The 25,185-nt window shown below is 44.3% G+C and carries 19 protein-coding genes and 1 rRNA gene; 8 read left to right on the forward strand and 12 right to left on the reverse strand.

The window, feature by feature from the left end:
* From M3636_RS15095 to gyrA, 3 genes are all read right to left on the reverse strand, one after another.
* Positions 1-87, reverse strand: a 16S ribosomal RNA gene (locus M3636_RS15095); the annotation flags it as partial.
* A 711-nt stretch (positions 88-798) separates the two neighbouring features.
* Positions 799-1,920, reverse strand: coding sequence for an HD-GYP domain-containing protein (locus M3636_RS15100; protein ID WP_128099745.1), 1,122 nt, complete (start codon positions 1,918-1,920; stop codon positions 799-801).
* A gap of 192 nt (positions 1,921-2,112) precedes the next feature.
* The gene (gene gyrA, locus M3636_RS15105; RefSeq protein ID WP_251383091.1) at positions 2,113-4,662 is read right to left on the reverse strand and encodes a DNA gyrase subunit A; all 2,550 of its coding nucleotides are present in this window, start codon (positions 4,660-4,662) and stop codon (positions 2,113-2,115) included.
* Positions 4,663-5,087: 425 nt separating this feature from the next.
* On the opposite strand from gyrA, the gene M3636_RS15110 reads away from it, so the two are divergent.
* Positions 5,088-6,035: a YheC/YheD family protein gene (locus tag M3636_RS15110; protein ID WP_251383092.1), complete on the forward strand. Its 948-nt coding sequence runs from the start codon at positions 5,088-5,090 to the stop codon at positions 6,033-6,035.
* 75 nt (positions 6,036-6,110) lie between these two features.
* On the opposite strand, the gene gyrB is transcribed toward M3636_RS15110, so the two are convergent.
* The 9 genes from gyrB to M3636_RS15155 form a co-directional block, all read right to left on the reverse strand.
* Positions 6,111-8,021 (reverse strand): DNA topoisomerase (ATP-hydrolyzing) subunit B, encoded by a 1,911-nt coding sequence (gene gyrB / locus M3636_RS15115; RefSeq protein ID WP_128099742.1) that lies wholly within the window; start codon positions 8,019-8,021, stop codon positions 6,111-6,113.
* Positions 8,022-8,165: 144 nt separating this feature from the next.
* A complete protein-coding gene (remB, locus tag M3636_RS15120) occupies positions 8,166-8,414 on the reverse strand; it encodes an extracellular matrix regulator RemB (protein WP_056697587.1) in 249 nt (82 codons plus the stop codon).
* Positions 8,415-8,427: 13 nt separating this feature from the next.
* Positions 8,428-9,540, reverse strand: coding sequence for a DNA replication/repair protein RecF (gene recF, locus M3636_RS15125; RefSeq protein WP_128099741.1), 1,113 nt, complete (start codon positions 9,538-9,540; stop codon positions 8,428-8,430).
* 53 nt (positions 9,541-9,593) lie between these two features.
* On the reverse strand, positions 9,594-9,827 hold the full coding sequence (yaaA, locus tag M3636_RS15130; RefSeq protein WP_174715260.1) for a S4 domain-containing protein YaaA: 234 nt from the start codon (positions 9,825-9,827) through the stop codon (positions 9,594-9,596).
* A 5-nt stretch (positions 9,828-9,832) separates the two neighbouring features.
* Entirely contained in the window at positions 9,833-10,975 is a 1,143-nt protein-coding gene (dnaN, locus tag M3636_RS15135; protein WP_128099740.1) for a DNA polymerase III subunit beta, read from the reverse strand.
* A 221-nt stretch (positions 10,976-11,196) separates the two neighbouring features.
* Entirely contained in the window at positions 11,197-12,543 is a 1,347-nt protein-coding gene (dnaA, locus tag M3636_RS15140; RefSeq protein WP_128099739.1) for a chromosomal replication initiator protein DnaA, read from the reverse strand.
* An 820-nt stretch (positions 12,544-13,363) separates the two neighbouring features.
* Positions 13,364-14,899, reverse strand: a complete 1,536-nt coding sequence (gene gntK, locus M3636_RS15145) for a gluconokinase (RefSeq protein WP_285859006.1) — start codon at positions 14,897-14,899, stop codon at positions 13,364-13,366.
* A 69-nt stretch (positions 14,900-14,968) separates the two neighbouring features.
* Positions 14,969-16,330 (reverse strand): GntP family permease, encoded by a 1,362-nt coding sequence (locus tag M3636_RS15150; RefSeq protein ID WP_251383093.1) that lies wholly within the window; start codon positions 16,328-16,330, stop codon positions 14,969-14,971.
* Positions 16,331-16,622: 292 nt separating this feature from the next.
* Positions 16,623-17,297: a GntR family transcriptional regulator gene (locus M3636_RS15155; protein ID WP_128104242.1), complete on the reverse strand. Its 675-nt coding sequence runs from the start codon at positions 17,295-17,297 to the stop codon at positions 16,623-16,625.
* A gap of 679 nt (positions 17,298-17,976) precedes the next feature.
* Here M3636_RS15155 and rpmH point away from each other — a divergent pair.
* The 7 genes from rpmH to rsmG all read left to right on the forward strand — a co-directional run bounded on the left by rpmH (position 17,977) and on the right by rsmG (position 24,913).
* Positions 17,977-18,111 carry a 50S ribosomal protein L34 gene (gene rpmH, locus M3636_RS15160; RefSeq protein WP_024629517.1) on the forward strand — a complete coding sequence of 45 codons (135 nt, stop codon included), beginning with the start codon at positions 17,977-17,979 and terminating at the stop codon, positions 18,109-18,111.
* Between the two features lie 418 nt (positions 18,112-18,529).
* Positions 18,530-18,880 carry a ribonuclease P protein component gene (gene rnpA, locus M3636_RS15165; protein ID WP_251383094.1) on the forward strand — a complete coding sequence of 117 codons (351 nt, stop codon included), beginning with the start codon at positions 18,530-18,532 and terminating at the stop codon, positions 18,878-18,880.
* Positions 18,881-18,954: 74 nt separating this feature from the next.
* Positions 18,955-19,833, forward strand: coding sequence for a YidC/Oxa1 family membrane protein insertase (locus tag M3636_RS15170; protein ID WP_128104240.1), 879 nt, complete (start codon positions 18,955-18,957; stop codon positions 19,831-19,833).
* Entirely contained in the window at positions 19,830-20,531 is a 702-nt protein-coding gene (jag, locus tag M3636_RS15175) for an RNA-binding cell elongation regulator Jag/EloR (protein WP_128104239.1), read from the forward strand. Before M3636_RS15170 ends, jag begins: the two co-directional genes overlap by 4 nt.
* Before the next feature lie 172 nt (positions 20,532-20,703).
* Positions 20,704-22,080: a tRNA uridine-5-carboxymethylaminomethyl(34) synthesis GTPase MnmE gene (gene mnmE, locus M3636_RS15180; RefSeq protein ID WP_251383095.1), complete on the forward strand. Its 1,377-nt coding sequence runs from the start codon at positions 20,704-20,706 to the stop codon at positions 22,078-22,080.
* A gap of 221 nt (positions 22,081-22,301) precedes the next feature.
* Positions 22,302-24,191, forward strand: coding sequence for a tRNA uridine-5-carboxymethylaminomethyl(34) synthesis enzyme MnmG (gene mnmG, locus M3636_RS15185; protein WP_251383096.1), 1,890 nt, complete (start codon positions 22,302-22,304; stop codon positions 24,189-24,191).
* A complete protein-coding gene (gene rsmG, locus M3636_RS15190; RefSeq protein WP_128104236.1) occupies positions 24,191-24,913 on the forward strand; it encodes a 16S rRNA (guanine(527)-N(7))-methyltransferase RsmG in 723 nt (240 codons plus the stop codon). Before mnmG ends, rsmG begins: the two co-directional genes overlap by 1 nt.
* The last annotated feature ends 272 nt before the right edge of the window (positions 24,914-25,185 follow it).

Consider the following 25,185-nt stretch of genomic DNA (forward strand, 5'->3'; position numbering starts at 1 on the left):
GCAAGCTTCTCTTCAAGTCCGCTCGACTTGCATGTATTAGGCATGCCGCCAGCGTTCGTCCTGAGCCAGGATCAAACTCTCCAATAAAGTATTGAAAAGAGCGATTAGCTCATTTTGAATCTGACGAGATTAAAAATCTCATTTGTGCTTCGAAATCATCCAGTCCGAAGACATGTACTGATTTCTTAGCGTCGATCTTGCAAGCAAGATCGTTACTCACTCGTTGTTCAGTTTTCAAAGATCAAACTTATTTCAGCGCCGACATTCGTTCTCGTCAGCAACTTTTATATCTTATCACATCCGAACCAACTTTGCAAGCTCTTTTTTTCAAGTTTCTTTCGAAGCTTATTTGATTCGCTTGCCGCACCGTGTTTCTCGTGTTTTCTTGGCCGGAATTAGAATATACCATGTACAGATCTGGAACGCAAGCTTTTTTTGAAGAAAAGTTTTTAGATGATAAATAACGTGATACTTTATAGATTACTTCAATAGTACCAAACAAATCTGTACGAGATGTTCTCAAGATCTATTCAGGCTTTATGAGTTCATTAATACCTATAGCTTAGACTCTTAGCCTTACGATCTTCAGTTGAAGATCATTTAAAAGGCCTACTGCTCTATTTAGGATAAACCTCTTCTCTAGAGTCTTTGAGATTGTTGGATTGTTGCAATCAGTAGAATAGGATGCTATACGCCATTAAACTCAGTACATCGGCAGGTTTTAAATTTGCTGACATACAAAAAAGCCCCTTAAGGGACTTTTACTTATTGTTTAGAGTTTTGCTCATTCTATCAATACTATGAACTGATAATTTCCTGAATATAAAGCTGTCTTTGCTGCATCAGATTTATAATTGTACCTTCAACAGATACCATTGGGCGGGTAGGATGGTCACGATCCGAGAAAATAATCTCCCCAATCAGGTTATTGCTGAGTCTAACCCGTATGCCATTGTGGATCTGCGTGGAACGCTGAATAAATACATTTACAATCGTTGGATCTAGTTTTCCAAACGCCTCGCTCTGAATCTGTTCTAATACCAAATATGGAGATTGTGCTTTGCGGTAGATCTTCTCTAAAGTCATCGCGTGAAAAATATCAGCAATGGCTACAATCTTCGCGTAGATATGAATCTGTGTGCCGCTTAACTGCAAAGGATAACCTGATCCATCCACCTTTTCATGATGCTGCAGTGCCGCTAGTCTGGCTCCTTCGTTAATGGCCTTCGCTTGCTTCAACACCTGATAGCCATATTTCGTATGCTGGCGGATCTCCTCCTGCTCCAGCGTGGTTAATGCAGATGGTTTATGGAGTATCTGTGGATCTACCTTGTTGTTACCAATATCGTGGAATAAACCTGCAAACGCAACTTGCATCCAGTCCTTGGACGGCAGCTCCATCCACTGTGCTAGTTGATAGGATGTAATTGCGCTCAGAACTGCATGGTGGTAGACGTAGTCGTGCTCCTGCATGACTCTCGGACTAAAAGTGAGAACATTATATTGCTTAAGGTGAACCAACATCGCTTCAAGCTGTGTACGAAGTTCGTATACGGGCAATTCTGCAGCGAGTGAAGAGAGAAAGGCGTTCTTGGTCATTGCCACCATCTTCTCATACTCTTCATGAAGTGATGTGATGATAGGTGCTGAGACCGCACCAGCTACCTTCCCAGACCGTTCTCCATTCTTCTCCCCTCCAGCATTACCTGATGCGGTAGAGGCGCCTCTAGAGCCTGTATTTCCTGCACCTGCACGTTCCTGATCAATCTCAACCTGGTGAACCATAAAAGCTTTAAGCACTTCTATATCTTTAGGCAAAATAACTTTACCTTTTTGCAACAACACGTTACCACGAAAAGTATGTACATCATTCCCCAGTTTAAGCCCTGGTTTTACTTCAGATAGGGTGATTAATCCCATATTCATTCCCCTCACTCAATGTTCTTCTATAAAATAAGACCATAGTCCCAATTTTCCATGATATTTATCATTATATTACTCGCTAATCAGGCTGTACATCCTAGATTTTGTACATGAACTATAAATAAAAAGAGGGCTCCCTAAGGAACCCCCTACTATATCTACAACTAAATCTTCTTAAACCCTAATGAACTATACTTCTGAATCACCGTTGTCTGAATCCGTAACCTCGTTATCCGTTGACGGTTCAGCCACACCTTCAGTACCTTCAGCAGCTTCTCCTGCTTCCAATCCTTCTAGCAATTCATCCGGTTCGTCTTCATTCTTGTCAATCCGGCTAACCGTCGCTACAGCATCTTCATCACGAATATGAATAAGCTTCACACCTTGCGTGTATCGACCCATGGTGGATATGCCTTCCATACTCATTCGAATCAGTGTACCACTGGATGTAATAATCATCAGGTCTTCTTCGGTTTTCACCATTTTCAGGCTAACGACAGCACCGTTCTTCTCTGTAACGTTAATGGTCTTGATCCCTTTACCGCCACGAGTCTGCATACGATAATCGCTGACAGGAGTACGTTTACCGTATCCTTTGGCGGTAACGATCAGTACATCGAGATCCTGATCAACAACGTCCATGCCAATAACAACATCATCTGTATCCAGCGTGATCCCTTTTACCCCTGTTGCGCTACGTCCCATAGAACGAACATTGGCTTCGGAGAAACGGATGGACATCCCGTGAGCTGTACCCATAATGATCTCTTGCTGTCCATCGGTCAGCTTAACTTCAATCAGGGCATCATCTTCACGTAAGGAAATCCCGATGAGACCGCCTTTGCGAATGTTAGTGTAATCCTCAAGCGGTGTCTTCTTCACAACACCCTGACGGGTAGCGAAGAACAGATACTTATCACTTTCGAATTCCTGCACAGGAATAACCGCATTCACCGATTCTCCCTGTTCAATCTGAATCAGGTTAATGATTGGTGTTCCCCGCGCTGTACGCCCAAGCTCCGGAATTTCATAAGCTTTGAGACGATACACTTTACCTTTGTCGGTAAAGAACATGAGATAGTTGTGTGAGTTGGTCACAAATAGATGCTCGACAAAGTCGGTATCTTTCGTGTCCATACCTACAACTCCACGTCCCCCACGCTTCTGACTACGATACGTGGATACCGGCAACCGTTTCACATAGCCTGTATGCGTAATTGTGATGATGACCTCTTCACGAGGAATCAGATCCTCATCCAAGATGCTTTCTTCACCAATTGTAATCTCAGTACGACGATCATCACCGAAGCGTTCACGAATCTCTTGCAGCTCTGTACTAATAATTTCAAGTACCAGATGCTCATTAGCTAGAATTTCGCGATATTCTGCAATTTTGATCATCAATTCGTTATATTCATTTTCGATACGTTCGCGTTCCAAACCTGTAAGGCGTTGTAAACGCATATCGAGGATAGCTTGAGCCTGGTCATGACTAAGTGAGAATCGCTCAATCAATCCTTCTCTAGCGGCATCCGTATTACTGGAGGAACGAATCAACGTAATAATCTCGTCAATATGATCCAAAGCGATACGTAAGCCTTCCAGGATGTGAGCACGAGCTTCCGCTTTTCTCAGTTCAAACTGCGTACGTCTGCGAATGACCTCAATCTGATGCTGCAAGTAGTGATATAACACTTCACGCAAATTCAGAATCTTAGGTTCTTTGTTCACAATCGCTAGCATGTTAATGCCGAATGTGGACTGCATCGACGTATGCTTGTACAAGTTGTTGAGCACTACACCCGGATTCACATCTCGGCGGAGCTCAATCACAATTCGCATACCATTACGGTCTGATTCATCACGAAGATCTGTGATGCCATCAATTTTTTTGTCACGTACCAGTTCAGCAATCTTCTCAACGAGTCTCGCCTTATTGACCTGGTAAGGAAGCTCCGTAACCACGATTCGTGCTTTATTATTGTTTTCTTCAATGTTCGTCTTGGCTCTCATGGTTACCGAGCCGCGTCCAGTCTGGTACGCTTGGCGAATTCCTGAACGACCCAGGATATAACCCGCTGTAGGGAAATCCGGTCCGTGAATGTAATCCATTAATTCCATAGACGTAATATCTGGATTTTTAATCATTGCCTGTACACCATCGATAACCTCGCCCAAGTTATGAGGAGGGATATTCGTGGCCATACCTACCGCAATTCCGCCTACACCGTTAACAAGCAAGTTAGGGAAACGAGCTGGTAATACAACAGGTTCTTGCTCTTCGCCGTCATAGTTCGGCTGGAAATCGATCGTATCTTTATTGATATCTCTGAGCATTTCCATAGCAATCTTGGACAACCGTGCCTCGGTATAACGCATCGCTGCTGCCATATCGCCATCTACCGATCCGAAGTTACCGTGACCATCGACATGCATATAACGCAAAGAGAAATCCTGAGCCATCCGTACCATCGTTTCGTATACCGCAGAGTCACCATGGGGGTGATACTTACCGATAACTTCCCCGACGATTCTGGCTGATTTTTTGTGAGGTTTATCGGGTGTCATACCTAGTTCCGACATTGCGTAAAGAATACGACGGTGAACCGGCTTCAAGCCATCACGTACATCAGGCAAAGCACGGCTAACAATGATGCTCATCGCGTAATCCATAAACGACTCACGCATCTCGACGCCAATATCCCGATCTTTAATCTGCGAATTCATTTCTTCCGCCATGCTGGACCTCCTTCTTGTCCTTCAACAAACGTTCCATTCAATCAATCAGTTTTCTTTGTATGTGAAAAGCCTAACAAGGCTAAAACCGCGCAAAAACGCTACTCTTTATTATATTACTTTCACAAAAGTTACACAATTAAACGTCTGCAGGGCAATAGCCTTTCTTTTAGGAACTTTTGGCGGTCTGGGGATTAGCCCTGCCCTCCTGCCCGTTTACACATACAATGCTAGAAAATGCGGCATATGTACTGTGTATACAAGGCTGATGCCGTTCCCAATCTACGGTCAAACTACAAATTGTGCAGCAAACCACACAAAACGCCATATTTCTCTATTATACCACTGAAATCATCTCTTGTCCTTTGAATTCTCTGTGCTGCTACTCTCTGAAGAACTATAAGTAAACACGAAAGGACTGATGTCTCTTGAGTATCCAGCGTGTCTCCAGTAAATGGACCAAAACGGTTGTGCTGCAACGCAGCCGTGGTGTGAGCAGGTATCTCCCTGTCACGCGTCGATACAATCGTCAAACTCTAGAACGGATGACTGAGCTGTACGAATTAAATTACATTAAGCCGGATCGAGGAACATATGGCAATGGCGTTATGAGGGTCAAAACGATACACATCATGCGAACTGCGCCTCCTTCTGTTCTAGATGACAGCATTGAAGAAGCCAATACCGATCCATCTGGCTCTATTACGGATAACGAATCTTCAGCAACTGACCATAATGTGCAGCCTGCTTCAATCCAAACCACTTCGTATGAACTGCAATATGGCACACAGCAGCACATATTCGACACCCTTGATGAACTTGAGCTTGCCCTTAACGAAAAAATTAAGGAGCACGAATATATCATCCAACAGGGTATTTCCCTGTTAAAACATGAAGGTCTACCTTTCGATTTACGGGTACTCACCCAAAAGAATCTCAAGGGATCTTGGGAAACCACCGGTATTCTAGGTAGAGTTGCCGCTCCTGGCAAAATCATTACCAACATCCATGGTGGTGGACGCTTGGCCACTTTTGAAGAATTGGTTCAGCCCCACCTTTCGAGAACAAGTTTTCACGAACTCCGAAATGAATTGTACCGACTTGGAATCCATATTGCTGTCCAATTACAACAGTCGTTCCCGAGACTCAAGGAGATTGGCATCGATATCGCGCTGGATGAATCAGGGCGGCCATGGATACTAGAAGTGAACACTTTACCCGGTATCTATGCCTTTGGGCTATTGCCCGATAAAGAGGCTTACCGCAAAATCAAGCGTTATGCTATAGCGTATGGAAGGTTGCCTTCCAAGAAAGGCAAGAGAACACGTAAAATAACTAAAACACCCACAGCCTCTTCCAAAAAACGCACACGTTAAAGAACGCGACCTCTAACCGTATAGAGATGACCAAAATAAAAAAAGGCGCCACGCAGGCGCCTATCTTCACACTCATCAAATATCGAGATTTTTTACATACTTCGCATTTTCCTGGATGAAATCACGACGTGGTTCGACGTTATCGCCCATCAACGTATCAAACATTGCATCAGCTAACATCGCATCGCTAATCGATACTTGTAGCATCGTGCGACTTTCAGGATCCATCGTTGTTTCCCACAACTGACCGGCATTCATCTCGCCAAGACCTTTATAACGTTGGACATTAAACTTCACATTTTCACCAAGACTTGCGATAATTTCATCGCGTTCTTTCTCGGAGCCTGCATAGCGGATGACCTTGTTACGCTCAATCTTGAACAATGGCGGCTGTGCAATATACACATATCCAGCCTCAATAATTTTACGCATATAACGATACAGGAATGTCAGAAGCAGTGTGCGGATATGCGCACCATCGACATCGGCATCGGTCATCAGAATAATTTTGTGGTAACGCGCTTTGGAAATATCAAAATCGTCACCGATTCCTGTTCCCATTGCGGTAATAATCGCTCTGATCTCTGCATTACCCAAGATGCGATCCAGACGTGCCTTTTCCACGTTCAAAATTTTACCACGGAGCGGCAAAATAGCTTGGAAATGACGATCACGACCTTGTTTGGCAGAACCACCAGCGGAATCTCCTTCGACGATGTAAAGTTCGCTAATGGAAGCATCCTTGGAAGAACAGTCTGCTAGTTTACCAGGCAGAGAGCTAACCTCAAGTGCACCTTTACGTCTTGTCAATTCACGCGCTTTACGAGCGGCTTCACGAGCACGGGCAGCTTGCAAACCTTTTTCCAAGATTCGACGGGATACTGAAGGATTCTCCTCCAGGAACTCCTGCAGCTTCTCAGCAAAAAGGGATTCCACAATACCACGTACTTCACTATTTCCGAGCTTGGTCTTCGTTTGTCCTTCGAATTGTGGCTCCGGAATTTTGACAGAAATAATCGCTGTCAGACCTTCACGCACGTCATCTCCTGACAGGTTGCCTGTACTATCCTTAATCACACCGGCTTTGCGTGCATAGTCATTAATGATCCGTGTCAATGCACTCTTGAAGCCAGATTCATGTGTACCACCTTCATGGGTGTTGATGTTGTTCGCAAAAGAATAAATATTCTCCGTGAAGTTGTCGTTATATTGCAGCGCAACCTCCACTTGAATATTGTCTCTTGATCCTTCTACGTAAATCGGATTCTCGTGAAGAACCTCACGCTTCTGATTCAGGAAGGAGACATACTCAATAATTCCGCCTTCGTACAAGAATGAATTTGTCGCCCCAGTACGTTCATCCGTAAGAGTCAGGCCAATTCCTTTGTTCAGGAATGCCAGCTCACGAATACGAGTAAGTAACGTCTCATAGTCATAAACTGTCGTTTCCGTGAATATTTCTGGATCTGGATGGAATGTGACTGTTGTTCCCGTTTCTTCGGCTGTACCGATTGTTTTCAAGTCATATTGAGGAGCACCACGACGGTATTCCTGCTGATACATATGTCCATCACGCTTAACGGTCACGACTACTTTTTCCGAGAGGGCGTTCACGACGGATACACCCACACCATGCAAACCACCGGATACTTTGTACCCGCCGCCGCCAAATTTACCACCCGCATGCAGGACGGTCATTACAACCTCAAGCGCAGGGCGTTTCATTTTGGCATGTTCACCGACAGGAATACCACGTCCGTTATCGACTACAGTGACACTGTTATCTTCGTGGATCGTAACCTCGATATGGTCACAGTAACCCGCAAGTGCTTCGTCGATACTGTTGTCCACTACTTCCCAGACCAGATGATGCAGACCTTTGGCACTGGTAGAACCGATATACATACCCGGACGCTTCCGTACGGCTTCCAGTCCTTCAAGGACCTGAATTTCATTCGCATCATAGGACGGTTGATTCATAGACATGCCTTTCACCTACTTCTATAGATTCAATATCGTAAATATGCGTTAACTAAGAATACTTGCTGAAATAGAGTTCGTCCCTTCGTCTCAAGCAAGATGTCCAAAAGACAAGCAGCAGAAGGCATAAGCATTAACATAGCAGCCGTACTATAGATCAGGAAAAATGTGAGCTCGCTTCTTAAGCGTGGCTGAGGAAATAGGTGAGTAATACACAATATTTTTGGTCACAACAATAGACTTGGCTTCCTCTTCGCCAATATGTTCTACTGTTTTTTCCTGTTCAGCATACGTGACATACTGCTTGGAGATTTTTGAGGATTTCTCAATCGATATATCAAAAATAGCGACCAGTTCGGAAGAACGGATAATCTTCTCTCCGCCCAGATGAATGTACATAGACCCTCACTCCTTAGCGTTCAACCTGTCCGGCATGAACGTGATAAATACTGGCCTCTTTGAGCTTATCAACGTTTAGGCTCTCGATTCCGGTAGCTGTAATAAAGGTTTGCACCTTGCTCTGGAACGTCTCGATCAGTTGTGTCTGGCGAAATGGATCTAGCTCAGACAACACATCGTCAAGCAGCAGAACTGGATATTCTCCGATTTCTTCGTGTATCAGTTCAATCTCTGCGAGTTTAAGAGACAACGCGGTTGTGCGTTGTTGCCCTTGCGAGCCATATGTTTGTACTTCCCGGTCGTTAATGAAAAAGGACAGGTCATCCCGATGTGGCCCACTTAGCGTTGTGCCTCGGCGAATCTCCTGCTCTTTCATTTGTGATAATTTTATCATAAATTGGTCCATTAAAACAGCTTCATCTTCCTCAGCCGCTTCGCTGAAGGAAGGAAGATAGGCTAACCGCAGCACTTCTCCGCCCCCAGTAATGCCCTGGTGAATGGTTTCAGCCCATTTTTGGAGTTTCTTTATGAATTGTTTCCTTTTTTTGACGATTTTAACACCATGCTCAGCCAGTTGCTCGTTCCAGACTTCAAGCATCGTCTGGGCTGAGGCATTCTGTCCCCAGAGTTGTTTGAGTAAATTGTTCCGCTGGACAAGTACTTTCTGGTACTGCTGAAGGTGGTACAGGTAGCCTGGAGCCACCTGCCCGATCTCCATATCAAGAAACCGGCGGCGAACCCCCGGTGTGCCTTTGACGATCTCCAGATCCTCGGGGGCAAACATAACGACGTTTAGCGCCCCGACAAAATCACTCAACTTACGCTGCTCTAGTCCGTTAATTTTTGCTTTTTTGCCTTGTTGCGACAAAGCTAGCTCCAGTTGAACGGATCCGTACTTTTTGTCGACCTCTGCAACCAGTCGCGCACGTTCCTCGCCGAAACGGATCAGCTCCTTATCGCGGGATGTACGATGACTCTTCGTAAGTGCGAGTACAAAAATTGCTTCTGCAAGATTGGTCTTACCCTGAGCATTCTGACCGATCAGCAAGTTCACAGGGCCAAAAGAGTCCAGCTTCATATGCTCATAATTTCGGAATTGCTGCAGCTCAATGCTGTTGACAAACACAAGGTACCCTCCCTTTTCTTCCGTCCGTCAGGAGGCAGCAGAATTGAACTGGATTATTCTGCGGCAACTTCGAATGCGCCTTCTCCGTCCACTTCAACGATATCCCCAGGGTATAACTTACGTCCCCGGCGTTCTTCAGGCTCTTTATTCACACGTACAAGTCCTTCTTGAAGCAAAGCTTTGGCCATGCCTCCAGTTGGAATGCAATCTGCCAGCTTCAAAAACTGGTCAAGCTTAATATATTCCGTACGAATGGTTACTCGGTTCAATTGGAATTCTCCTCTCATTTTCGTTAGTTGGTAGTCCGGTAAGGCAATATGACGTAAAGGCTGTGACTGTCATCCAGTGGTTTCAAGATGATTGGGCTCATGACACCTGTAAAAGCGATCATCAGTTGTTCACTTTCCACGACTTTCAGTACGTCCAGCATGTATTTGGAGTTAAACGAGATTTTCAATGGATCGCCACTGAAATCTGCCGGTTCGATCTCTTCTCTTACTTTTCCCAGCTCAGAGGAGCTTGAAGAAATTTCGATTGTTCCAGAATCCATTGTTTGCATACGCACAATATTTGTTTTTTCTTCACGTGACAGCAAATAAGCACGATCAATTGATTCGCTTAATTTTTTGGTATCCAAAACAAGTTCTGTTTTGTACGACGTTGGAATAATTCTAGAAGTATCCGGATATGTGCCATCCAAAATACGGGAGTAGAACAATACACGGTCAATTTTGAACAAAACTTGATTGTCAGCTACAACGATATCAACAAGCGTATTTTGGTCAGGTACGATTTTGCTAAGTTCGTTTAGCGTTTTACCTGAAATGACGACATTGTTAAAACGAATACCCTCTGCATTATCCAGCATAGCTGAACGAGTAGCAAGACGGTGACGGTCTGTTGCCACAAATTTCAACTCATTATCAACCAAACTCCACAGCACACCTGTCAAGATTGGAGTCGTCTCATGTGTGGAAATGGAAAATACGGTTTGCTTGATCATATTTTTGAGTAGATCCCCAGGGATGGAGACGGTTTGGTTCTCTTCGATGCTCGGCAGAACAGGGAATTCTTCTGGATCAAGACCTACGAGCTGAATCTCGGTAGCCCCTGCTGAGATAAAAGTGTTGAAGTTATCTTTGACCTCCATGTGTACTTCTTGAGAAGGCAATTTCTTGATAATTTCGACAAAGAATTTGGCTGGCAATACGACGCTGCCGGGTTGATCAACCTGAACAACACTTTTATCGCCATCTTCCAGAGGGATAAAAGATTGGATGGAGATGTCAGTGTCGCTTGCTGTCAACGTTACACCCTGATGATTCACATCGAATTTGATACCGCTCAAGATGGGGATTGTTGTTCGACTGGAGATTGCTTTGGATACATGCTGAATGGACTCGTTTAAATAGCTTTTCATTATGCTGATTTTCATGATTTCACTCCTAGCGAATTTTTTGAGATGTTGAGGTGTTGATTTGTGTTTTTCAAAAGCCGAAGGCGATGGTTCGAAAAAGCGTATTTGTAGATGATATCTTTAAGATCTTTTTAGTAATAATAGTAATAGGGGCACTGAATATGTGGATAAGTGGGGTTAAACCCATAAAATTAAGCCTATCCACATGTGTACACGTTGTGCATAGGCTTGGGACTTGTTCAGGTTGGATTCTTTATTTTTTCGGTTAAGTTGTTGATAACTTTATAGAGCTCCTGATCGTTTTTAATCGATTGGGAGATTTTTTCGTGCGCATGAATGACTGTGGTGTGATCTCGTCCTCCGAATGCTTCCCCGATCTTGGGCAGAGAAAAATCAGTCAATTCACGTGAAAGATACATGGCAATCTGTCTTGGAAAAGCAACGGCTTTTGTACGCTTCCGTGCTTTGAAATCTTCTAGCTTAAGGCTGTAATACTCGCCGACCTTTTGTTGGATGTCTTGAATAGTGATCATTTTTGGACGGCTGGAAGGAATAATATCTTTCAGTGCTTCAGCAGCCAGATGAGATGATACATCTTGATTCGTTAATGATGAATAGGCCACAACCCGAATCAGGGCACCTTCGAGCTCACGAATGTTGGTGTCAATCTGATTGGCAATGTACATCATCGCTTCATTTGGAATATCAAGATTCTCTGCACGCGCCTTTTTACGCAAAATGGCAATCCGCGTCTCCAGATCTGGAGGCTGAATATCTGTAATTAACCCCCACTCAAAGCGGGAGCGAAGCCGTTCTTCCAGCGTTGGAATTTCCTTAGGTGGTCTATCGCTTGAGATAATAATCTGTTTCCGTTCCTCATGCAGCGCATTAAACGTATGGAAAAATTCCTCTTGTGTAGATTCTTTTCCCGCTAGGAACTGAATATCATCAATAAGCAGAATATCGACGTTACGATATTTGTTACGGAAGCTCTCCCCGCGGTTATCACGGATGGAGTTGATGAACTCGTTCGTGAATTTCTCAGACGACAAATAAACAACCTTGCTACTTGGGTCATGCTCGAGAACATAATGTCCAATCGCATGCATCAAGTGGGTTTTGCCAAGTCCTACTCCTCCATATAGGAAAAGAGGGTTATATGCTTTTGCGGGCGCTTCAGCGACCGCAAGCGATGCGGCATGGGCAAAACGGTTGCCAGGGCCGATGACAAAAGTATCGAATGTATATTTTGGATTCAGCATGCTCAGTACCGCTTCTTCCTGCACAACCTTAGGGGTTGGTGCTGGCAGTTGCGGATCCGGTTCAGCAGGCTTGTTCTCCTCAATGACAAATTTCACATCGACTTGCTTGCCGAGTAGCTCATATACCGTCGAACCTACCAATTTGGTATAACGACTCTCCAGCCATTCGACGGCAAACGTTGTCGGTGCGGAAATGACGATGGAACGGTCATTAAGCTTCGTCGCTTTGGTTGCTTTGAACCAGGTATCGAAGCTTGGTTTGCTGAGTTTGTTTTGTATGATTGATAAAATTTGCTGCCATAAATCAGAAGTATGGCTGTCCACAGACTGTCACTCCTTTTACATGTTCCAAGTGTGGCTTAAGCCATGTTGCAGTGTCGAAATACGAGATATATTGCCTGAATTTATCCCCAAACCCCCGCAGGTCGAAAACAAAAAAAGAAGGAACAACGGAAAATTGTTCACAACTTTATCCACAGGCTGTTGATAATATTATGGGTCAGATCACATATTCACATCCAAAAGTAATACAATCATAGCAAAAGAAGCCCCGCATTTCAACGTATCACGTGATTTTATCCACAAATTCAATAACTTGTGTATAATTTTTAACCACAACACAATATATTGTTTATAAATTGTTTAAGTTTCGACATGGCAACCCTAAAGTCGAAATTATTTTATACACAGGTTATCCGTCAAATGATGCCAAAATGTGTGTAAAAGTATTCTTCGTTTGTGAATAACATGATTGTGGATAACTGAAAAGTGAATATGAGTTATTTTGGACGCGGAAATTACTTAGGGGTGTTCCTTGCAGATGTTCTTCATCTCTATGAGGCTTATTGGTGATTGAAAAGAAGGCATCTGAGAGGTGGAATTTCTTATAAAGATTGCTGAGATGATCAGACAGAGATCCGACATGATTTTGTAAATTAAGTTGAGGTCAAAAAGAGGCAGAAGAGGGTTACCTTTATAAAATGTACTTAAATAGAGGTTGATTGAAATTGCGATAATAAGACATAGAGATGGTAATAGAGGAAGATGAGATATTCAGTAACATAGATAAAGAAGAAGAGCCAACAACCGATCGGTTGTTGGCTCTTGCTTTTAGAATGCGAAATAAGTCAGATCATCAAACTATCTATAGATGAGCAGCAGACATCTTACGCTGGAATTCGGCAATATCGGCATATTCCTCTTGTAGCTTACGAGAGATGCGAATATAGATGGGCAGCAGCTCTTGATAGAGGGTGGCATGTTCTTTAATAGGTGTATGACGATGGGTTGTACCCACCATTGAAGAAACGGCATGAAGCGACTTGATTCGCCCTGTTGCGTAAAGTCCGAGGACAACTGCCCCAAGACAGGAGCTCTCGAAGCTCTCAGGCACGACCACTTCTTGATTGAAGATGTCAGACATCATCTGGCGCCATAACGGAGAGCGTGCAAAGCCACCCGTGGCCTGAATAGAGGTAGGCTGCCCAATCTGTTCTTCCATCGCGAGCAGAACGGTGTAGAGATTGAAAATAACCCCTTCAAGCACCGCGCGGATCATATGCTCTTTCTTATGGTGGAGGGTTAAACCAAAAAATGATCCACGGGCATCTGGATTCCATAATGGGGCGCGTTCGCCCGAAAGGTACGGATGAAAGAGGAGTCCTTCAGATCCAGGAGTAACACGTTCGGCGATTTTGGTGAGCACGTCATAGGAGTTAATGCCGAGCCGCTTCGCGGTTTCTACTTCGGACGCTGCGAATTCATCGCGCACCCAGCGGAACAGCATGCCACCGTTATTGACGGGACCACCGATAACCCACAGATTCTCTGTGAGTGCGTAACAGAACGTCCGACCTTTGGGGTCGGTAACTGGGCGGTCAACGACCGTTCGAATAGCGCCACTGGTGCCGATGGTTGCAGCGACAACCCCAGGTTCAATAGCATTTACGCCGAGGTTGGACAATACCCCATCACTTGCCCCAATAACAAAGGTTGTAGAGGGGGAGAGAGCCATTTTTTCAGCCCATTCGTGATGCATTCCCTCTATTGTATGTGTGGTAGGTACAAGTGTGGATAAATGACCGGGTGTAATGCCTGCTACCGCAAGAGCCTCAGCATCCCAGTCCAGCTGCTCTAAATTAAGCAGTCCGGTGCAGGAAGCGATGGAATGATCGACGATATATTGTCCAAATAAACGGAAAAACAAATACTCTTTAATGGAGATAAATTTGGCTGTGCGCTGAAAAAGATCGGATTCGTCATGGCGCAGCCACATTAATTTGGTGAGCGGAGACATCGGATGAATGGGTGTACCTGTCCGAAGGTATATGCGATGTCCTACTCCGTTCTCTTGCAGCTTGGCTGACCAAGCTGCACTTCGATTATCAGCCCAGGTGATGCAGCGGGTTAGCGGTTTGTCGTCTTGCCCCATTGCAATGACACTATGCATAGCTGAGCTGCACGACACAAATAAGATTTGCCCGGCGGGAACACCACTTTGATCCATGACCCCACGCACAGAGCGAATGGCAGCCTGTACGATCTCCTCAGGGTCTTGCTCAGCAACATCAGGTGCAGGCGTGTAGAGTGGGTATTCTTGCGTTGAGGTACTAACGACCTCACCCTGTTCCGTGAATAAAACGGACTTGGTACTGGTTGTACCGATATCTATACCAATCATATAGTTGGTCACGTTAATCTAACCTTCTTTCTCCAGTTACGGATCTTATCTAAGCTAATGAAATTTCATTTATACTACTGTACTTAGCAGCAAAATAAAGATCAGTCCCACGACGGATAATAGTGTTTCCATAACAGTCCACGTCTTGAGCGTCTGCGCGACACTCATATTGAAGAATTCCTTGATCATCCAGAAGCCTGCATCATTCACGTGGGACAATACAAGTGAACCAGCACCAGTAGCGAGTACAACCAGTTCGATGTTGGCACCTGGCGTAAGTGCAAGAACCGGAGCCACAATACCAGCAGCGGTTGTCATCGCAACGGTCGCTGAACCCGTAGCTACACGAATTAGTGCTGCAACAAGCCAAGCGAATAGGATCACGTTAATGTTGGCATGGGTGGCAAACTCGGCAATGGCATTACCTACGCCACTGTTGATTAGTACCTGTTTGAAGGCACCACCGCCACCAATAATGAGAATAATGGTCGCCGTAGGCGCCAGACATTCGCTGGTGAAGCGGGAAAGATCGTGCTTGGTGAACCCACGTGCAAATCCGAGCGAAAAGAGGGCGAAGACAACTGAAATGAGCAGGGCAATGATCTCATTGCCGATAAACTCACAGAACACTGTGAAGCCATTCGTAACATTTGGGTCAATGATACTTGCAATAGAACCAATGAGCATTAGAATAACCGGCAGCAAAATGGTAAAGAGTGTAATGCCAAATCCGGGCAGATTACTGCTCTTTTTGGTCGCAAACTGCTCAGCCAGCTCTGCGGGTGGTTCCGTGTGTACCCTTTTGCCGATAAACTTACCAAACAAGGGGCCTGCAATAATCGCTGTCGGAATACCTACTATGAGGGAGTACAAAATCGTTTTTCCCAGATCTGCGCTGAACGCTTCAATGGCAATCATAGGCGCCGGATGAGGGGGAACGAGACCATGTACTGTGGATAAACCAGCCAAAATAGGAATACCAATCTGCAGCAGGGACATATTTGTTTTACGGGCAACGGTGAAGATGATTGGAATCATCAAAATGACACCGACTTCAAAGAAAACGGGGATACCTACGATAAAACCAACGATCATCATCGCCCAGTGCACACGTTTCATACCAAACCGATCGACCAGCGTAGTAGCAATGCGTTCGGCTCCGCCAGATTCAGCCATCATTTTACCCAGCATAGTACCGAGACCGATAACGATTGCGATGGTACCAAGTGTGCCGCCAAGACCACCCGTAATAGAAGAGATTACGTCAGCCGGTTTCATGCCTGTAAGCAAACCGAGCATTAATGCAGATAATAAGAGTGTGATAAATGGATTCCATTTATATTTAGAGATCAATACGATTAGAAAAACGATGGCGATCAATGTCCATACCAGTAAAGTTGCATTATGGGATAGTCCAAATAGAGTGCTCATGCTGTAGGCTCCTTCTTCTCATGTTGTATATAACGCTTACAATTGAATGACGGGCACGTATGCAATAAAGAATTAACTTACGTAGCCCTTAAATAAGTAGCAGTGGTCAGTTCCCTTTAATATGCCTCAAAAATAAAAATAAATCGCATTTGGTATACTTGTCGACAACTTGAAGCGCAATCATTCATCTCGAAAATGATTGCAATCCAAGTAGCACACCCCATTATCAATCAGGTTGTACGGGATAGTTTGGATGAGCTTGACGATCACAATGGTCATCCATGCGATCACATTAAACATCAAAGCTATCGTGTAAAGTTTTGCCTGAATCCTTGAAGTATTGGCGCACACCCGCTTGAATTAAGCTTTTATCTCCTGACTCAAGGGCTTGAATGAGCAGACGATGCTTCTCAATTACAGCGCTTACTTTCTGCTCGCCTTGATTAAATACTTGCTTCGTTGTAAGTAACATGACCGTCATCACAACATATCGGATGCTTCGCCAGAGATGCGAAATGCGGGAATGCTCAGCGGCTTCAATAATCGTCTCGTGAAAAGTTAGATCCTGGTAAGCAAACTCAACCGCATCTTGATGGCGTCCAGCCAGCTCCATTTTGTCGATGATATTATGGAGTTGTGTAATTAATTGTTCTGGAACGGCACTTGCAAGCCGTTGCTGGACAAAGCTTTCAATTAGAAAACGGACATCATATAACTCTTCGACGTCTTTCATTTTCAGTCCGAGGACAACCACGCCCATTCGTTCCAGACGAATTAGTCCTTCATTAGACAATGTTCTCAAAGCCTCACGCACAGGTGAACGGCTACTGTCAAAATCAGCGGCAATGCGATTCTCCGATAAAACCTCTCCAGTACGAAGGGTTCCGCTAATAATACGCAGCCTTAGTTCGCAGGCAATGGCTTCCCCACGGGAAGCACCTTGCAACCAAGAAGATGGAAACAGCATAGTGGCTAACGCTCCTATTCAAATAATCAGTTCCTATTGATCATAGCATAACCGTTTATTGAATGAGCATATGTGACCATAATCGACAAGAATCGTAAAGCGATAATTTATCATTAAAGCCAGGGAAATACCAATAAGTATACTTGTATACAAGATGTAATTTGTATCCTACACCTTTCTTGAAAACTTGTAAACCTCACCGTTAAAGCGGATACATTCAATTTTAAATATACGTAGTAGAAGGGAGCATTTTTTGAGAAAATCTGGAATGAAATCTTTGTCGATGAATCGCAGTAAGATTACCCTGTTTGGAATGGACACAAACAAGTCAGATAATTTAATATCATTATCCACATGTGAATAACTCAAAAGATTATAATAATGAGGTAATGATTAATATTTTGAGGTGTGGATAACCTGATATCACGATAAACAGTGATTTTAGGAAGGTGGGTGGGGATAACTTTTTGGGGAGTTAACCTTATACCCCAATTGGAAATTCCAGCTGTTCAGGAAGAGTGCCAAATTGTAGATGACAACGGCGTTTAGAAAGAGGGAGGAGTCGTGTGGATTTCAGTTGACTTTTCCAGTTGTTCGTGGTTAAATATATAAAGGTGTTTTCTGTGAAGATGAAAATGATTCATCACATAAGTATTTCCTTGTAAGGAGGTGCAATACATTGAGACCTACATTCAAACCGAACGTTAGCAAACGTAAAAAAGTTCATGGTTTCCGGAAAAGAATGAGCACGAGCAACGGCCGTAAAGTTTTGGCTGCACGTCGCCTGAAAGGCCGTAAAGTCCTGAGTGCTTAATGCATGTGAAGACCACCGAGGTGGTCTTTTTTTTCTTAATATCAGATCAATTCGGGCTGGATGCTTCTACAGATCAGGTCTGAATTGACTTCGACGAGTTCAAATGCACAACCTTAATGTATGTTGAATGTTCTCGAAAGCGTACTTCCTTTTCGAAAACATACCTTAATATATATGGGATAATTATGCTTAGGTTGAAATGACCAATTCATAATGATTCAGGGTCTATGCTCGCGCTTAGAGCAAGTGATTCATATTTATCACAGTAGATTGAGTTCCTGATTGGAGTACCAGTCATCATTCATTCGTGATGAAGTTGTGATCAAGACAGTTTACTGTCATTCAAGAAAGCCTATACTAAATCAGTAATGAGGCCTCCGTCAATATATGATGGTGGAAAACAGCAAGGAGAAGCGCCGTGTACAAAAGACTGCGTTTACGAAACCGGGCGGACTTTAGCCGCGTATACCGGTATGGGAAATCGTTTGCCAATCATCAATTTGTGGTGTATGGCTGCCGCCGTAAAGATACTGAGCAATTCCGAGTTGGTGTATCATGCAGCAAGAAAATCGGAAACGCTGTCGTACGCAACCGGATGAGACGCATGATTAAGGAAATTATACGGCATCACGAGAAAGAGATTGTTACGCAAATGGATCTGATCTTTATTGTCAGAAAAGGTGCGCTCGACATGAACTATCAGGAGATGGAGAAAAGCCTGATGCATGTGATGCGTAAGGCGGTTCTTTTGAAGCCTAATAAAAGGTAAGCCTTGGTTTATTTGTCCTCCTAATTATGGTATGATTTACGGTGGAATGGAATGGTTAAGAGAGGGGTTATGAAGTGTCGCGATTGAAGACATCAAAGGGTAAGTGGATTCTCCTCATTGCAGTTATTGCAATGGTCGCTGTATTAGCTGGATGTACTCCGCAAGGATCCGGGGTTACTACGGAAGATTTAAGAACTAGTGATTCCTTCTGGCAAAGTAATGTAGTTTACTGGTTCTCTTATGCGCTCGATACGTTCGCAGAATGGTTCAGCGGCGAATATGGACTAGCTGTCCTAGTCATGGTGCTTATTGTGCGGACATTGATTTTACCATTGACGATGAAGCAAGTTCGCAGCTCCAAAGCAATGCAGGCTATTCAGCCGCAACTTAAGGAGATTCAAGCCAAGTATAAAGATACACCTGAGAAAGTTCAGCAAGAAACGATGAAGTTGTTTCAGGAGAACAAAGTTAATCCGATGGCCGGGTGTCTGCCTCTTATCATTCAGATGCCGATTTACATCGCACTTTATAACTCCATTTACGGAAACTCCAGTCTAAGAACTCACGATTTCTTGTGGCTTCAACTCGGAGAACCGGATCACCTGTTTATCTTGCCAGTTCTCGCTGCCATCACTACATTCATTCAAACATGGATGATGATGCGTATGAACCCAGCACAGCAGATTGGTCCAATGCAGTTCATGCTATGGGTGTACCCGATTCTGATCTTCGTTATGTCGTATCAGTTCCCGTCCGCCTTGCCGCTCTACTGGTTCTACAGTAATATCTACACGATCGTACAAAACTATTTCCTTTACCGGAATAATGATAAAGTCGTGGCTGAGGTCAACGTGAAGCAGAACAGCTCTTCCAAAAAAGGAGCTAAACGCAAAAACGGTGGCAAAGCGACCGTCTCTGGAAAAGGGTCGAAAGGGGCCAAAAAATCGAAATGACCAAAGTCATTGCGTCAGGAAAAACCATTGAAGATGCTGTAAACCAAGGATTGGCTGAGCTTGGCGTGAGCCGAGACAAGGTCGAGATACAAGTGTTAGAGCAGCCGTCAAAAGGATTCCTGGGTTTGATCGGAGTAAAGGCGGCGAAAGTAGAAGTTAAGCTTCTCCCTGTACCCGAAGTTGTATCAGAGCCGATCAAACCAGCCGCGCCTCTCTCTCAGATGCATGAAGCACCTGAAGATGTCGCAGCTAAAAATCCCTATGAGGAAGCGGCTGCTTTCTTAAAAGAAGTGGCAGCAGGTATGGGGCTGGATGTTGAGGTGCATATCAAGAAACAGCGTGATGGACATGTCTTCAATATTGCTGGGGAAGATCTTGGCATGATCATTGGCAGACGTGGACAAACGCTGGATGCTCTTCAATATCTAACAAACATTGTAGCCAATCGTTATTCGGAGAGTTTCGTACGCATTGTGCTTGATGCGGAGAACTTCCGTCAACGTAGACGGAAGACGCTGGAGGATCTGGCTGAACGATTAGCTGGACAAGCCATTCGTTCGGGTAAGGAAGTTGTACTGGAACCAATGCCACCACTTGAGCGCAAAGTGATTCATGCGAAACTGCAAAATAACCCGCAGATTAAGACATATAGTAAGGGCGAGGAGCCCAATCGGCGTGTGGTCATTATGACGAAATAACACGAAATTGAAGACGCAATGGCTGCCTGCCCGGTGCAGAAGCCATTGCTTTTTTCGTACAAAAGCCTTTTATAATAATGGCTATGCCTGAGGTAATTGTAAGTCTTTTATTAGAAATGATATGGCGTCCATCCTGGGCGGCAATTTGAAAATAGAGCAAGGAGAGATAACCATGATCAGTGATACGATCACAGCAATATCAACGGCTGTCGGAGAAGCGGGAATTGCCGTGATCCGGATCAGCGGCCCGGATGCAGTAGCAGAGACAGAGAAAATTTTTCGCAGTAAAACGCCATTAACACAGGCTGAATCTCATACGGTACACTATGGTCATATCATTGAACCAAGTACGGGAGAAAAGGTTGAAGAGGTACTCGTTACTGTAATGCGAGCGCCTAGATCATTTACGACAGAAGATGTGGTGGAGATCAGTGCCCATGGTGGTGTGGTATCTGTAAAACGTGTTATGGATCTGTTGTTGCAGCTTGATATTCGTCTGGCGGAGCCGGGTGAATTCACGAAGCGGGCGTTTCTTAATGGGCGAATCGATCTGTCACAGGCAGAAGGGGTTATGGATCTCATCCGTTCAAAATCAGACCGTGCTTTCTCCGTTGCTCTGAAGCAAGTGGAGGGCAAGCTATCCAGTAAGCTTCGTGATCTAAGACATACGCTGGTCGAAACGCTAGCACATATCGAAGTGAACATTGATTACCCGGAGCATGATGTGGAATCACTCACGGCTGACTTTATTAAGGAAAAATCCAGTCTAGTCATGACTGAAATTGATAAATTGCTAGTCACCGCTGAGCAGGGCAAAATACTGCGTGAAGGGATTACAACAGCCATTGTTGGACGACCTAATGTAGGGAAATCGTCATTGCTCAACGCACTTGCTCAAGACAATCGAGCAATTGTGACCGATATTCCAGGCACAACGCGAGATGTTATTGAAGAGTTCGTTACAATTAATAATATTCCGCTCAAGCTGCTCGATACAGCCGGCATTCGAGAGACGATGGACGTCGTTGAGAAGATTGGTGTCGAGCGTTCCCGCTCCGCAGTCAATGATGCTGACCTTCTATTGATGGTCATTAATGCGGCTGAGCCTCTACATGTGGATGAGATTGAATTGCTCGAACAAATCCGCGGTAGACAATCAATTATCATTATGAATAAAATGGACTTAACTCCGCAGGCAGATCGTGATGTATTGCTTCGCTATATTCCAGAAGACCGCATTGTACCGATGTCGGTAAAAGATGATCTCGGTGTAGATCGTTTGGAGGAAGCAATCTCAACATTGTTCTTCAGTGGTAAGCTGGAGTCAGCGGATCTCACGTATGTTAGTAATGTGCGTCATATTGCATTGCTCAAAAAGGCGAAGCAGTCTCTTGTAGACGCATATGAGGCAGCAGAACAGTTCATTCCTATTGATATGATTCAGATTGATGTGCGACTCGCTTGGGAGCATCTAGGTGAAATTGTAGGAGATACAGCGCATGATGCACTGATTGATCAAATCTTCTCCCAGTTCTGTCTAGGAAAGTAAAATTTGCAGGCTTGCACGTGTATCAAAAAGGTGTATGATAGATGAGTTCAATCCCTATTTTAGGTGACGTATTTTAGTTTTAGATGAACAATGACCTATTGTTTTGATATAGATGTTACGGATTTTTAAATTCAATTCACGATTAGGCAGGCAGACGCCTAGTTGTTAGAACCGATCGTACATCAGTATAAGTGTGCGAAGGTATAAGGGGGTAAACAAAAATGGCTTTTGATGGCGGTAGTTATGATGTTATCGTCGTTGGCGCAGGACATGCAGGTGTAGAATCTGCACTAGCGGCAGCACGTATGGGTTCCAAAACGCTGATGATTACGATCAATCTGGATATGGTGGCCTTCATGCCTTGTAATCCATCCATTGGTGGACCGGCAAAAGGGCATGTTGTGCGTGAGATTGATGCACTCGGTGGTGAGATGGGGCGGAACATCGACAAAACATTTATTCAGATGCGGATGCTAAACACAGGTAAAGGGCCGGCAGTACATGCGTTGCGCGCTCAAGCAGATAAGTTCTCTTACCAGCACAAAATGAAAGAAACGATGGAGAATGAACGTAATCTGACCATGCGCCAAGGTATGGTGGATCGTCTTATCGTTGAAGATGATAAATGTGTAGGCGTATTAACACAGACCGGCACAGAGTATCGCGCTAAGGCAGTCGTCCTGACTACCGGAACCTATCTGCGCGGTAAAGTGATTATGGGTGAATTGATGTATGAGAGTGGACCGAACAATCAACAGCCTTCACTCAAATTGTCCGAGCATTTGCGTGAGCTTGGTTTCGATCTGGTTCGTTTCAAAACAGGTACACCACCTCGTGTGCACAAGGACACAATTGATTTTAGCAAAACTGAAATCCAACCAGGCGATGACGAGCCAAAATTCTTTTCTTACGAAACAGAATCTTCTGACAATGAGCAATTGCCTTGTTGGCTGACCTATACATCTGTTGAAACGCACCAGATTATTAATGATAATCTACACCGTGCGCCAATGTTCTCGGGTGTAATTGAAGGTACGGGTCCTCGTTATTGCCCATCCATTGAGGATAAAATTGTGCGATTCAGCGATAAACCGAAACATCAGATTTTCCTTGAACCAGAAGGTAAAAACACATCGGAATACTATGTACAGGGTCTATCTACAAGTCTGCCAGAAGACGTTCAATTGGCTGTTCTACGTTCCATCCCAGGTATGGAAAAAGTAGAAATGATGCGTAATGGCTATGCAATTGAATACGATGCAATGGTACCTACACAGCTCTGGCCTTCGCTCGAAACGAAACGTCTACCAGGCCTGTTCACTGCTGGGCAGATTAACGGTACATCCGGATACGAGGAAGCAGCAGGTCAAGGTGTAATGGCGGGTATTAATGCGGCACGTAAAGTGCAGGGGAAAGAGCCGGTTGTACTTGATCGTTCCCAAGGGTACATTGGAGTTCTGATCGATGATCTTGTGACAAAAGGAACCAATGAACCGTATCGTTTGCTAACATCACGTGCGGAATACCGCTTGTTGCTTCGTCATGATAACGCAGATCTTCGTTTGACTGAAATTGGTCATGATATCGGATTGATCACCGAAGAACGTTACGCAAAATTCCTCGATAAAAAAGCTAAAGTAGATGCTGAAGTTGAGCGTCTGAAAGTAGCAAAAGTACGTCCTGTGGAAGTTAATGCGAAACTTGAAGAAGCGGGTTCAACACCAATTCAGGATGGAAGCACATTGCTAACCTTGATGCGTCGTCCTGAACTGGGGTATGACTGGATCGAGCAGATCTCTCCATCTGAAGTTGAACTGACTGCTGATATGAAGGAACAAGTCGAAATTCAAATCAAATATGCGGGTTATATTGAGAAACAATTGATCCACGTGGAACGTTTGCAAAAGATGGAGAAGAAGAAGATTCCGAATACGATTGAATATAATGAAGTTCACGGACTTGCGATGGAAGCGAAGCAAAAGCTCTCTACGATTCGTCCAATCTCGATTGGGCAAGCTTCCCGTATTGCTGGGGTTACACCAGCAGATATCTCCATTTTGCTGGTCTACTTGGAGCATTATAACCGTGTAACCGCAGCAAGGGGACAATAATGGACGCTATCCAACAGCAGCTACAGTTGCGCTTAAAAGAACATGGATTAGAGCTGAATGAACTTCAGCTGGAACAGTTTGAATTATACTTTCAGGATCTTGTAGCCTGGAATGAAAAGATGAACCTAACGGGCATCACAGAGCGGGAACAGGTATATACGAAGCATTTCTATGATTCGGTATCGCTTGCTTTTTACACGGATATTTCCAAAGTTGATAAGCTGGCCGATATCGGATCGGGAGCTGGCTTCCCGGGATTGCCACTTAAGATTTGTTTTCCACACTTAAAGTTAACGATCATTGATTCATTGAATAAGCGTATCGGTTTCTTGCAGCACGTGGTGGATCATCTGGGTCTGACAGATGTTGAGCTGATCCATGGAAGAGCGGAAGAGCTTGGACGCAAAGAAGGGTATCGGGATAGTTATGATCTCGTTACGGCACGAGCAGTTGCTAAGTTAGCTGTATTGAATGAATTTTGCCTGCCATTTGTTCGCAAAGGTGGATTCTTCGCTGCGATGAAGGGTGGCGACCCACGCGAAGAAATGAAGGAAGCGGAATTTAGCTTCAACCAGTTGAAGGGACGAGTAAAAGCAGTTCATCCATTTCAATTACCTGTGGAAGAATCTGAGCGTCATATTATTCTTGTTCAAAAGTTTGATAAGACGCCTCATAAATACCCACGTAAACCAGGAACGCCATTGAAAACACCTTTGGTGTAGTTACATGTGGCTATGATCAGATTGTAAAATAGTGCATCTTGTTAATGCAGCGCATTAGCAGGGTGCATTTTTTTTGGTGGATGTAAATACACTTCACGAATGGAGTGTGGCTCAACACAAGTTCTGATTGAAGATTACAGTGTGAATTGAATATGTTACTCGTCTGCAAGTAGGTTAGTTTTAAGCCCTAAGTTTGTTCGTGGAATGGTGGACTGGATTGATATAAAAATGGAGATGAAGAGGGAATTCTTCGTCAATATAAGAGGATATTT

The sequence above is a fragment of the Paenibacillus sp. MER 99-2 genome (assembly GCF_023714095.1).
Classification (GTDB): Bacteria; Bacillota; Bacilli; order Paenibacillales; family Paenibacillaceae; genus Paenibacillus.

What these genes read in the sequence shown, in the direction of transcription:
- M3636_RS15100 (WP_128099745.1), bottom strand. Translation starts at nt 1,920, where the DNA reads ATGGGATTAATCACCCTATCTGAAGTAAAACCAGGGCTTAAACTGGGG.
- gyrA (WP_251383091.1), bottom strand. Translation starts at nt 4,662, where the DNA reads ATGGCGGAAGAAATGAATTCGCAGATTAAAGATCGGGATATTGGCGTC.
- gyrB (WP_128099742.1), bottom strand. Translation starts at nt 8,021, where the DNA reads ATGTCTATGAATCAACCGTCCTATGATGCGAATGAAATTCAGGTCCTT.
- remB (WP_056697587.1), bottom strand. Translation starts at nt 8,414, where the DNA reads ATGTACATTCATCTGGGCGGAGAGAAGATTATCCGTTCTTCCGAACTG.
- yaaA (WP_174715260.1), bottom strand. Translation starts at nt 9,827, where the DNA reads ATGAGAGGAGAATTCCAATTGAACCGAGTAACCATTCGTACGGAATAT.
- dnaN (WP_128099740.1), bottom strand. Translation starts at nt 10,975, where the DNA reads ATGAAAATCAGCATAATGAAAAGCTATTTAAACGAGTCCATTCAGCAT.
- gntK (WP_285859006.1), bottom strand. Translation starts at nt 14,899, where the DNA reads ATGATTGGTATAGATATCGGTACAACCAGTACCAAGTCCGTTTTATTC.
- M3636_RS15150 (WP_251383093.1), bottom strand. Translation starts at nt 16,330, where the DNA reads ATGAGCACTCTATTTGGACTATCCCATAATGCAACTTTACTGGTATGG.
- M3636_RS15155 (WP_128104242.1), bottom strand. Translation starts at nt 17,297, where the DNA reads ATGCTGTTTCCATCTTCTTGGTTGCAAGGTGCTTCCCGTGGGGAAGCC.
- jag (WP_128104239.1), top strand. Translation starts at nt 19,830, where the DNA reads ATGACCAAAGTCATTGCGTCAGGAAAAACCATTGAAGATGCTGTAAAC.
- mnmE (WP_251383095.1), top strand. Translation starts at nt 20,704, where the DNA reads ATGATCAGTGATACGATCACAGCAATATCAACGGCTGTCGGAGAAGCG.
- mnmG (WP_251383096.1), top strand. Translation starts at nt 22,302, where the DNA reads ATGGCTTTTGATGGCGGTAGTTATGATGTTATCGTCGTTGGCGCAGGA.
- rsmG (WP_128104236.1), top strand. Translation starts at nt 24,191, where the DNA reads ATGGACGCTATCCAACAGCAGCTACAGTTGCGCTTAAAAGAACATGGA.